Here is an 11,772-nt window from a genome sequence, read left to right on the forward strand (position 1 = left end):
CGGACCGTTGTGCGTCGCCTGTGCGCGGGCGAATCGCAGGTTGCGTGAGGCGCTTCAACGGCGTGCTGGCGGTGCTGTTCGCGGCGGGCGGTTTGACGCTCGGCCTCGGCGCGGCGTTGCCTGTGGCGCACGCGGCGGGAACGGCGGGCGTCGGGATGCCGGGATCGCAACAAGCGGCGACGTCGGGGCAACGTGGAATCGGGATTCAAGTCGCTCAAGCGGACACGCAGGGCGCCGGCACATCATCATCGAGTTCATCATCGCCCACGACGCAATCCGCCACGTCTCGCGCGGCGGGCGGCAACGCATCGACGGCGCCGCTCGCGCCGGCCGACGCCGGGGGATCACCTGGATTCGCGTCTGGATTCGCATCCGGCCCCGCGCCCGGACCCGCACGCGTCCTCGACGCGCGCGCCGCGGCGCAGCCCGCGCTTGCCGATACCGTCGCGCCGACCTTTGCCGCTGTGCACGCCGGCCGCGACACGATGCCGACCACGGCCGATGCGGGCACGCTCGTTTCCGGCGGCCGGCGCCAGGTGTTCACGTTCGAGCAACTGGGCGCACTCGATCCGCTGCAGCTGCGCGGCGTCGACAGCCAGAACGGCGTGCCGTTCTCGGTGCGCGCCGACGAAGTGGTCACCGGCGCGACGCTGCATCTGATCTACAGCTATTCGCCGTCGCTGCTCGCGAACCTGTCGCATCTGAAAGTGCTGGTGAACGGCGAAGTCGCGGCGACGTTGCCGCTGCCGCGAGACCAGGCCGGCGTGCTCGTCGCGCGCGATATTCCGCTCGAGCCGCGTCTGATCACCGAGTTCAACAACCTGAACGTGCAACTGATCGGCCACTACACACAAGGCTGCGAAGACCCGGCGAGCAGCGCGTTGTGGGCGACCGTCAGCAACGCGAGCACGCTCGATCTGACGTTCGGCTCGCTCGCGACAAAGCCCGATCTCGGTGTGTTGCCGCTGCCGTTCTTCGACCGCCGCGATATCCGCCGCCTCGAGCTGCCGTTCGTGTTCGCCGAAAAACCGAGCGAAGACACACTCGAAGCGGCTGGCATCGTTGCATCGTGGTTCGGCGCGTTCGCGCGCTATCGCGGCGCGCTGTTTCCCGCCCAGCTCGACAATCCGCCGCTGTCCGGCAATGCAGTGGTGTTCGCAACCAACGACGAACACCCGGCCGGCGTGAAGCTGCCGAGAATCGACGGCCCGATGCTGGCCGTGGTCGATCGGGAGGCGCCGGCACACGGCAAGCTGCTGCTCGTGCTCGGTCGCGATACGCGCGAACTGAAGACCGCTGCCGACGCGTTAACGCTCGGCGAAGCCGCGCTCGCAGGCGCCGTGCAGACCATTACGCACGTCGACGCACCGCGCGCCCGCGAACCCTATGACGCGCCGCGCTGGCTGCCCACTGACCGCCCCGTGCGTTTCGGCGAACTGACGCCGGCCAATGAACTCTCGGTGTCGGGCTACAACCCGGATGTCGTGCGTGTGAACCTGCGCGTCGCGCCCGATCTGTTCACGTGGCGCTCGAAGGGCGTGCCGATCGATCTGCGCTACCGCTTTACGGCGCGGCCGGCGCCCGACCGCTCGACGCTCAATATCAGCGTCGACAACACGTTTGTGCAGTCGCTGCGTATTCCCGCGCAGTCGGCGTCGGCGCTCGATCTGGGCCGCTATCTGAACCAGCTGCGGCCCGATCACACGGGGCCCGCACAGCGCGAAATCTATATTCCGCCGCATCTGCTCGCTTCGCAGGCGCAGCTGCGTTTCCACTTCTACTACGACATGCCGAAGACCGGCGAATGCCAGGGGCAGGTGCTCGACAATGTGCGCGGCGAAATCGATCCGAACTCCACGATCGACCTCTCGTCGTTCCCGCACTATATGGCGCTGCCAGACCTCGCCGCGTTCGCGAACAGCGGCTTCCCGTTCACGCGCATGGCGGACCTCTCGCAGACCGCGGTGATCCTGCCGGCGCAACCGGGCCCCAGCGACTACAGCCTCTATCTGATGGTGATGGGACGCATGGGCGCATCGACGGGCTATCCGGTGACCGGCGTGACGGTCGGCGCGCCCGGCGATATCGCGCGCTACGCCGATATGGATCTGCTCGTGCTCGGCGCGCCGGGCCAGCAGCCCTTGCTGACGACGTGGGAAAAGTCGATGCCGTTTTCGTCGAACGACGACGCGCGCCGCTGGCAACTGTCGAACGCGTCGTTCCGCATTTCGACGTGGTGGTACGGCGACCGCGGCGGCGTGCGGACCGCGGGTCGCGCGGACCTGTCGCTCGTCAGCGCCTCGGGCGACGCGATGCTGACGGGCTTCCAGTCGCCGCTGCGCAAGGGCCGCAGCGTGGTCGCGCTGATCGGCGCGGCGGGCCAGTCCGATAGCGATCTGACCACCGCGATGCTCGATCCCGATCTCGTGAGCCAGATTCAGGGCGCCCTAACGGTCGTGCGCGGCCGCACGCTCGAAGTCGTGTCGAACGGCGATGTGTACTACGTCGGGCGGTTGTCGCCGGTGCAATACCTGCACTGGGTGTTGTCCGTGCATCCGTTGCTGCTGCTGGGCGGTGGGCTGATTGCGGCGCTGATTGTCGCGGCGTTCTTCTACCGGCTGCTGCGCGCGATCGCGGCGCGCCGGCTGCAGGATTGATATGCGCGCACTTCGTCATCGTTCGGCAGTGTGCGCACTGACCTTTGCCGCGCTTTCGCTCGCCGCCGCGCCCACCGCCACGGCGGCCGCCGCGCATGCAACCCAGCCCGCGAATTGCGACGACTGGACCGCATACCGCCAGTTCGTCGCGCGCTTCGTGCAGCAGGACGGCCGCGTCGTCGACTATTCGACGGCGGTTCAGCAGAGCACCTCGGAAGGGCAGTCGTACGCGATGTTTTTCGCGCTCGTCGCGAACGATCGCGCGACCTTCGACCGGCTGCTGGGCTGGACGCGCTCGAACCTGTCCGCCGGGCGCTTCGACAGCGCCAACGTGCAGTTGCCCGCGTGGCAATGGGGCCGCAAGCCGGACGGCTCGTATGGCGTGCTCGATCCGAATTCCGCGTCGGACGCGGACCTCTGGATTGCTTACGACCTGTTCGAAGCCGCGCGTCTCTGGCGCGAGCCGTCGTACTCGAAGCTCGCCTGGGCGCTTGTCACGCAGATCGAGAAGCAGGAAGTCGCGACGCTTGCCGGTCTCGGACCGATGTTGCTGCCTGGTCCGCATGGTTTTCAGACGGGCGGCACGACGCGGCTCAATCCGAGCTATCTGCCGTTGCCGGTGCTGCGCGCACTTGCCGCCGAGGCGCCGTCCGGGCCTTGGGCAAGCATCGCCGCGAACGCGTACACGCTCGTGAAAACGACGGCGCCGCGCGGCTTCTCACCCGACTGGGCGGCGTGGCGCGATGGCCGCTTTATCGTCGACCCGAAAAGCGGCGACGTCGGTAGTTACGACGCGATTCGCGTGTACCTGTGGGCGGGCCTCACGGATGCGTCCGATCCGCTTGCGAAACCGTGGCTCGACGCGGTCGGCGGGATGCGCGAGCAGATCGCGAAGACCGGTGTGCCGCCCGAGCGCGTGATGACGACGAGCGGCGTCGCACAAGGCGAAGCGCCGCTTGGCTTCTGGGGCGCGCTGCTGCCGTATCTGCGCGCGTTCAACGATGCGCGCGCGGCGAATCTCGCGCAGACGCATCTCGCGGCGCTGAACGCGACGGCCACTGCCGCCGTGACGCCTGGCGCTGCCGCTGCCAACGCAACGCCCAATGCAGCACCGAATACAACGCCGAATGCGACGCCCAATGTAGCACCCAATGCAGCGCCGCCCGACGCTTCCGCACCCGGCAACAACCCGCCCGTCTACTACGACGAGGTTCTGATGCTATTCGGCACCGGCGCCGCCGATGGCCGCTATCACTTCGACGCAACCGGCCGCCTGCTGCCGCGTTGGGAGACCCTATGCTCACCCGCCCACGCGCGCTCGTAATCGGTGTCCTGCTTGCGTTCGGCGCCGGCGCGGCGCCGATGGCCGCGCGCGCACAAGCGCAGCCGGGAGCTCAAGCGGGCACGCCAACGCCGGCAAACGATCCGCTCAAGGTGCTGATCGATCAGGGCAAATACTGGCAGGCACACAAGCGCGGCGATCTCGCCGAGCAGGCGTGGCAGAAGGTCTTGCGCATCGATCCGAAGCAGCCCGACGCGCTATACGGCATGGGCATCGTGCTCGCCGACCGCAAGGACGGCAGCGGCGCGCAGCAGTACCTCGCGCGTCTGCGCGCGGTGGCGCCGGACTACCCGTCGATCGGCGAGCTGGCGCGGCGCCTCGGCGAAGCGAGCCCGACCGATCAGGCCGTGAACGACGCGCGGCGTCTCGCGCAAAGCGGCCAGGCTGCGTCCGCCGCGCAGCAGTACCGGCAGGCGCTCGGCACGAAGCCGACCGATCCGCAGCTCGCGCTCGAGTACTACCAGACGCTCGGCGGCACGCCGCAAGGCTGGGAAGAAGCCCGGCGCGGCCTCGAGCAGCTGGCGCGCGAACATCCGGAAGACCCGCGTTTCGCGCTCGCCTACGCGCAGCAGCTCACTTACCGCGAAGCGAACCGGCGCGACGGCATCGCGCGGCTCGCGCAGCTGGCGAACGATCCGACCGTCGGCGCGCAGGCGAAAGCGAGCTGGCGTCAGGCGTTGCTGTGGCTCGGCGTGCGCGCCTCCGATGCGCCGCTTTTCCAGGCTTACCTGAACGTCGTGCCCGACGACGCGCCGGTCAAGGCACGCGCGGACTCGATCGCCGATCAGGACCGCCGTGGACGCGAACGCGCGCAACAGGATGCCACCGTCGACGCACGCGGCCGTACGATTGCCGAAGGCTTTGCCGCGCTCGACCGCGGCGATCTCGTGGTCGCGAAGGCGCGTTTTTCGTCAGTGCTTGCGAGTGCGCCGAACGATGCCGACGCGTTGGGCGGCATGGGCGTCGCATATCTGAAGCAGGAGCAGTTCAAGGAAGCGCACGACTACCTGCAGCGCGCGTCGCAGGCCGGCGGCGCCGCGCGCTGGCGCGAGGCGCTCAACAGCGCGAGCTACTGGATGTACACGAGCGAAGGGCTCGGCGAACAGAGCAACGGCAACTTTTCGCAGGCGCGCGCATCGTTCGAGCGCGCGATTCCGCTGAGCCCCAGCGATGTGACCGCGCAGACGGCACTCGGCGACTTGCTGCTGCAAACGGGCGACCCGCGCGGCGCCGAAGCAGCGTTCCGCATGGCGCTGCGGCGCCAGGCGGATAACCCCGATGCGATTCGCGGCCTGGTCGGCGCGCTCGCCGCACAGGGACGCGGCGACGAAGCGCTCGCCTTTGCCAACCAGTTGACCGATGAACAGCGCGCGAAGGTCGGCGGCGCGGACAAGCTGCGCGGCGCCGCGCAGGCGGCGCAGGCGCGCGCGGCCGAAGCGCGCGGCGATCTCGGCAGCGCGCGCACGCTGTACGAAGACGCGTTGCAGGGTAACCCCGACGATCCGTGGCTGCGTCTCGACCTCGCGCGCATTTACGCGAAGCAGGGCGCGTACGCGAACGCGAAGAGCATGATGGACGGCCTCGTCGCGCTGCATCCCGACATGCCGGACGCGCTTTACGCCAGCGCGCTGCTGGCCGCCGACATGCAGGACTGGCGTTACGGCCTGAGCCAGCTCGACCGGATTCCCGTCAACAAGCGCACGCTGCCGATGACGGTGCTGCAGCACCGCCTATGGGTTCATCAGCAGGCCGACGAAGCAACGGCGCTCGCCCGCAGCGGTCGCGCCGCGCAGGGGCGGGCGCTGTTACAGGCGGCCGAACCGGTCGCAGGTCAGGATCCCGAACTGATCGGCGTGATCGCAAACGGCTATGTGAACACGGGCGACCCGGGCCGCGCGCTGATGATCGTGCGCAACGCGCTTGCGCGTGCGCCGGGCGATGCGAACCTGCTGCTGATGGACGCGGGCATTCTGCTCAACACGGGCCAGGACGCGGAACTGGGCGAAGTGATGCGCCGCCTTGCGTCGATGCCGCTTTCCGCGCAGCAGCGGCGCGACTTCGAGCGTGTCAATGTCGCGATCGTCGTGCGGCGGACCGATGCGTTGCGGCAGTCGAACGATCTGGCAAGCGCCTATGACGTGCTGGGTCCGTGGCTTGCCGCGCGCCCCAACGACCCCGAGCTTCTCGCGGCGCTCGCACGGCTCTACACCGCGGCAAAGGACAACTCGAACGCGCTCGCGACATACCGGCTCGCGCTTGCGCAGCGGCCCGGCGACGTCGGTCTGCTGACCGCGGCGGCGGGCGCGGCGACGTCGATGCGCGATTTCGATTACGCCGAATCGGCGATCAGGCAGGCGCTTGCCGTGGCGCCGAACAATTTCGATGTGCTCGCGGCGGCGGGCCGCATGTATCGCGCGCAAGGCAAGGACACGCTTGCGGCGCAGTATCTGCGACGCGCATTGCTGGCGCAGAGCGGCGCGCTCGCGGCACCCGGCGCGCAGGGCGCGCAAGGCGCACAAAGCGGATGGAATGTGCCGCTGCGGCCGTCGGGGCCGATTCCGCCACCCGGTACCAATCCGTTTTCGAACAAGGTGACCGGGGAAGCGGGTGATGTGCCCGCGTTGCCGATGGCGGCTTTGTCTTTGTCGTCGTCTTTGTCTCAACCGTATCCGATGCCCGATATGCCTGCCTATCTACCGCCCATGCAGCCGGCCCAGGATGCGCCGTATGTCGCAGCCGCGCCCGCAATGCCGATGAATCCGATTGCGCCTGCGATGCCAGGCGCGCCAGCCGTGCCGGCGGGCCGCTCGGCGGACGCGATGGCGGCGAGTGCGCAGCTTGCCGCTGCGCCGGACACCGATGGCTACGGTCCCGATCAATACGGGTCGTCGCAATCGGGTGGCGGGCTTGCGCCGGGGCAGCCTTATCCGGCGCAGGGGGATGCGGGCGTGTCCTATTCGGCGCCGACGTATCCGGCGCCGGGCAGCTATCCGCAAGGCAACGGCTACGCGCAAGCCGCATCGATGCCGCCATCGACGTATTCGCAGCCGCAACCCTACGCGCAGCCGCAACCGTACGCGCAGCCGGCGACGGGCTACGCCCAGCCGGGCGGCTACGCGCCGCAGCCAGGCGACGGATATGTCAGCACGCCATGGCCGATGTCGCCGCAAGCCGTGCAGGCAACGCAAGCGCAAGCCAATGCCGCGGCCGGCAACTATCCGCAGGGCGGCGCCGGTACCGCGAAGCGGCGCACGTCCGGCAAGAACGCGCGCGGCACGGCGACCCGCACCACGCAGAACGCGGGTGTGCCGAACGCGTACCCGCCTGCTTATCCGCAGCAGGGTTACGGACAGCAAGGCTATCCGCAGCAGGGCTATCAACAACCGGGTTATCCGCAGCAAGGCTACGCGCAAGGGTATCCGCAACAAGACTATCCACAGCAGACCTACGGCCAGCAGCCGTACCCGCCGCAGCAACCTTATCCGCAGCAACCGCAGCAATACGCCGCACAGGCGTATCAACCGCAACCCTACGTGCCGCAGCCGGTCCCACAGGGCTACACGAACCAGGGCTACGGCCTCGTGCCCTACGTGCCGCAACCGCCTGCGCCCGCGCCGCGCATGAACGCGCCAAGCCAGTACGCGCCGTACCAGCCGCAAGCCGCCGCTGCGCAACCGCTATCGCCGGCCGCGCAACAGACGATGACCGTCGAAGAAGAACTCGCGCAGATCAACCGCGCACAGACGAGCACCGCAAGCGGCGGCATCCTGTTTCGCAACCGCAACGGCGAAGAGGGCCTGTCGAACCTGAACGACATTGAGGCGCCGCTCGAAGGCCGCATTCACGCCGGCGACGGCCACGTCGTCATTACCGCCACGCCGGTGTCGCTCGATGCCGGCACTTCCGACGCGTCGCCGAACACGCTCGCGCGCTTCGGCTCCGGCGCGTTCCTGCGCAACACGACGCCGTCCGGCTCGCAGCATGCGGCCGGCGTCGGCGTGTCGCTCGGCTACGACATCCGCGGGTTGAAAGCGGACGTCGGCGCGACGCCGTTCGGCTTTCGCGAGCAGAACGTCGTCGGCGGGCTGCAATACAGCGGCGGGCTGACCGATCAGGTGTCGTACAAGCTGACCGCGGGCCGGCGCGCCGTCACCGACAGTCTGTTGTCGTACGCCGGCACGAAGGACGATGCGACCGGGCAGGAATGGGGCGGCGTCACGCAGAACGGACTGCGCGGCGATCTCGCGTGGGACGACGGCACGAACGGCGTCTACCTGAACGGCGAGTTCCAGTATCTCGAAGGCCACAACGTGAAGAGCAACACGGCCGGCAAGGGCGGCGGCGGGTTCTACACGCGTCTCTACAAGGACGAGGACTCGACTTTCACCGCCGGCGTCAACACGACCGTGATGCACTACGCGAACAACCTGTCGTTCTTCACGCTCGGCCAGGGCGGCTACTTCAGCCCGCAGCAGTACGTGATCCTGAATGTGCCGATTCGCTGGACGGGCAAGAACGGCCGCTTTGCGTACGACTTCGGCGGCTCGCTCGGCGTACAGCACTACCGGCAGGACAGTTCGCCGTACTACCCGTTGAATTCACAGGAGCAATTGTCGGCTGCCAGCCAGAACCTCGCGCCGGATCCGGGCGCCGTCTATCCGTCGCAAAGCCACACGGGCGTGTCGTATTCGATCGACGCGGTCGGCGAATATCAGCTTGCGCCGCAGTTGACGGTGGGCGCGTCCGCGTCGTTTGGCAATGCGTACGAGTATCGCGAGTTTGTCGGCGCGGTCTACGTGCGCTACGCGTTCACGAAGCAGAGCGGCTATTCGACGACGTTCCCGCCGACGTCGCTTACGTCGCCATACTTGCGGGCGAATTATTGAGGCTTCGCGCGCCGTTTGACAGGTGTTCGCGCAGCGCGCGGCAGACCTCGGCGATCACCGCCTCCCAGTCGCCGCCACGGCGCTGCCGGAAAATGCGCACGACGTGCGGATACCACGGCGAATCGGCACGCTGCCGTAGCCAGCGCCAGCACGTGTCGTATCGGTTGAGCAGCCAAACCGGCTTGCCTGTCGACGCGGCGAGATGGACGATCGACGTATCAACGCTGATCACCAGATCGAGATGAGCGACGAACGCGGCGGTATCCGCGAAATCAGCGAATTCGCGGCTCGGATCCACGAGGCGCGTGCGCAACGGACTGTCCGCAAGCTGGGCGACTGCCGCTTCGCCCTTTTGCAGGCTGTAGAAATCGATACCGGGTATCTGAAGCAGCGGCGCATAGTGCTCGAACGGCATGCTGCGGCGCTTGTCCATTTCATGCGAAGTCGCGTTCCCAAGCCGCGGATTGCCAGCCCACGCGAGTCCGATCCGCAGTCGCCGGGCGTCGCTACAGTCGAGCCGCGCGCGCCAGCGCTCGGCTAACGCTGGATTGGCCGAGAGATAGGGCAACTGTGTCGGTATCGAATCGAGCGACGTTTTCAGCGCAAGAGGCAAACTCATCAATGGGCAATGAAAGTCGTGCGGCGGACGCGGTTGACCCTGCGTAATGACTTCATGTGGACCGTCGAGCGTCGACATCAGGCGGCGCAATTCCGGTTGAACCTCGATCACTACGCGTGCGCCGTGTGTGGCGACGGGAGCTGCAAAGCGGCAAAACTGCAACGTGTCGCCGAACCCGCCCTCCGCATGTAGCAGAATTGTTTTTCCCGCTAACGATTCATGCCCTAACCACAGACGGCCTTCGACGCTGGGCTGCAGCCCCTGAGCGTACGTGCCGGTACGCCAGCGCCACTCGTACTTCTCCCAGCCTTTCGCATAGTCGCCGATCAACAGGCGGCAGAGACTTTCGTTCCAGTGCGCGTCGGCGTCGTGCGGCATGATTCTTTGCGCATCGGCATAGGCGCGCAGTGCTTCCGCGTGGCGGCCGAGCGCCTCGAGCGCGTTGCCCCGGTTACTGTGCGCCGTGCCGCACAGCGGGTTAAGGCTTATCGCGTGGTCGAAGCTTGCGAGCGCTGCGTCATACCGGTGCAAGTCGCCCAGCACATTGCCGCGATTGTTGAACGCGTCGGCGGAGTCGGATCGGATCGCAAGCGCCGCGTCGAAGCTTGCGAGCGCTTCATGATGGCGTTTGAGCGCGCGAAGCGCGATGCCGCGATTGAACCAGGCTTCGAAGAATTGAGGCGCCAGCGCAAGCGCCTTTCCGTAGGCGGCCACCTCTTCAGGGATACGGCCGAGCTCGCGTAGCGAAATCCCGATGTTGAACCATGTAACGGGGCGTTCACCGGTCGAGCGATTCATCTCGTGTAATGCATCCAGCACGGCTTCGAAATCGCATGTTTCGAGAGGCTGCGGGCCTGCTGCGTCGCGTTGCGTGTCAGGCAGAGGAGCGCATGACGCGTTCGCTTTTTTCTTGCGACGAACTGCGGGATTCGTGGATCTTCGATTGGTAGGGGGAGGCATCGTCTTTCAACAAACTAATTGAAAGCGGCCATTCTTCGTTACGCCGCAAGACACCAGGTGGTGGCCTGCCATGACGTATCCGATACGAACCATCCTGTGCCGCAGGACATGCGGCTTTGCGCTCGATCGACGATGACGCGCTCACGGCACCACCGATAAAAACAGATACGCCGCGAACAGCGACAGATGCACGGCGCCCTGCAGAATCGTCGTGCGCCCGGTGCTAAGCGTCAGCGTGCCGACGATCAGCGTGAGGATCAGCATCACCGTGTCCTTGCCGTCGATGCCGAGCACGAGCGCCTGGCCGGTCCACAGGATCACGACCGCCACCGTCGGAATCGTGAGCCCGATACTCGCGAGCGCGGAGCCGAGCGCAAGATTCAGGCTCGTCTGCAGACGGTCCGCGCGCGCCGCGCGTACTGCGGCAAACCCTTCGGGCAGCAGCACGAGCGCCGCGATCACGATACCGACGACGGCCGGCGGCGCGCCCGCGTCGGCGACCGCGCGTTCGATCGACGGCGACAGCAGCTTCGCGAGCAGTACGACAGCCACCAGCGACACGAACAGCAGCACGAGGCTCAGCAGCGCGACCGCACCGCTTGGCGGCGCGGCATGCGCATCTTCGCCGGGCGCGTCGGCCAGAAAATAATCGCGATGGCGCACGGTCTGCACGAACACGAATACGCCATACAGCACCAGTGACGACACGCCCGCGAACGCAAGCTGCGACGGCGACAACAGGGGGCCCGGGTTGGTGCGCGTGAAGTTCGGCATCACGAGCGTGAGCACGGATAGCGAGGCGAGCACCGCGAGCGCCGCGCTCGCGCCGCGAATCTGGAAACCCTGCTCGCGATGGCGCAGCCCGCCGACCAGCAGGCAGATGCCGACAATGCCGTTGCAGACGATCATCACGGCGGCGAACACCGTGTCGCGCGCGAGCCCCGCTTTCTCGGGCCCCGACGACAACATCACGGAGACAATCAGCGCGACTTCGATCACGGTCACAGCGACCGCGAGCACGAGCGTGCCGAACGGTTCGCCCACACGATGCGCGACGACTTCCGCATGGTGGACACCCGCAAACACCGAGCCGGCGAGCGCAATGCCGACCAGCGCGAGCAGCGCGCCGTGGCCGGGCAGCGCCAGCGCGGCGCCGAACACAATCCACGCGGCGATCGGCGTAACGACGGTCCAGCGAGGCAGCACGGACGATGAAGTGGCCATTCGTTGAGTCCTTTTGTTATAGGGTGAGTTGCGTTGGAACTGCTCGCACGCAACCTCGCCCACAATTCATGTCTTAGATTAAGA

At 67.2% G+C, this 11,772-nt stretch carries 5 protein-coding genes; 3 read left to right on the forward strand and 2 right to left on the reverse strand.

The window, feature by feature from the left end; all coding sequences use genetic code 11:
- Positions 1-155: 155 nt before the first annotated feature.
- From bcsB to KZJ38_RS31165, 3 genes are read left to right on the forward strand one after another with little or no spacing between them, the layout of a single operon-like run.
- Positions 156-2,657: a cellulose biosynthesis cyclic di-GMP-binding regulatory protein BcsB gene (gene bcsB / locus KZJ38_RS31155; RefSeq protein ID WP_219803733.1), complete on the forward strand. Its 2,502-nt coding sequence runs from the start codon at positions 156-158 to the stop codon at positions 2,655-2,657.
- Between the two features lies 1 nt (position 2,658).
- The gene (gene bcsZ / locus KZJ38_RS31160; RefSeq protein WP_219800905.1) at positions 2,659-3,981 is read left to right on the forward strand and encodes a cellulose synthase complex periplasmic endoglucanase BcsZ; all 1,323 of its coding nucleotides are present in this window, start codon (positions 2,659-2,661) and stop codon (positions 3,979-3,981) included.
- Positions 3,954-8,885 carry a cellulose synthase subunit BcsC-related outer membrane protein gene (locus KZJ38_RS31165; protein ID WP_219800906.1) on the forward strand — a complete coding sequence of 1,644 codons (4,932 nt, stop codon included), beginning with the start codon at positions 3,954-3,956 and terminating at the stop codon, positions 8,883-8,885. The genes bcsZ and KZJ38_RS31165 overlap by 28 nt, the downstream gene beginning before the upstream one ends.
- On the opposite strand, the gene KZJ38_RS31170 is transcribed toward KZJ38_RS31165, so the two are convergent.
- The gene (locus tag KZJ38_RS31170) at positions 8,854-10,302 is read right to left on the reverse strand and encodes a tetratricopeptide repeat protein (RefSeq protein WP_219800907.1); all 1,449 of its coding nucleotides are present in this window, start codon (positions 10,300-10,302) and stop codon (positions 8,854-8,856) included. The two genes, KZJ38_RS31165 and KZJ38_RS31170, sit on opposite strands and share 32 nt — an antisense overlap.
- A gap of 303 nt (positions 10,303-10,605) precedes the next feature.
- Entirely contained in the window at positions 10,606-11,688 is a 1,083-nt protein-coding gene (locus KZJ38_RS31175) for a calcium:cation antiporter (protein ID WP_219800908.1), read from the reverse strand.
- Positions 11,689-11,772 lie beyond the last annotated feature (84 nt).

It is taken from the genome of Paraburkholderia edwinii, from assembly GCF_019428685.1.
GTDB lineage: Bacteria > Pseudomonadota > Gammaproteobacteria > Burkholderiales > Burkholderiaceae > Paraburkholderia > Paraburkholderia edwinii.

Excerpts from the sequence above, each read along its gene's own strand:
- bcsB (WP_219803733.1), top strand. The coding sequence starts at position 156 with ATGCCGGGATCGCAACAAGCGGCGACGTCGGGGCAACGTGGAATCGGG.
- bcsZ (WP_219800905.1), top strand. The coding sequence starts at position 2,659 with ATGCGCGCACTTCGTCATCGTTCGGCAGTGTGCGCACTGACCTTTGCC.
- KZJ38_RS31165 (WP_219800906.1), top strand. The coding sequence starts at position 3,954 with ATGCTCACCCGCCCACGCGCGCTCGTAATCGGTGTCCTGCTTGCGTTC.
- KZJ38_RS31170 (WP_219800907.1), bottom strand. The coding sequence starts at position 10,302 with ATGAATCGCTCGACCGGTGAACGCCCCGTTACATGGTTCAACATCGGG.
- KZJ38_RS31175 (WP_219800908.1), bottom strand. The coding sequence starts at position 11,688 with ATGGCCACTTCATCGTCCGTGCTGCCTCGCTGGACCGTCGTTACGCCG.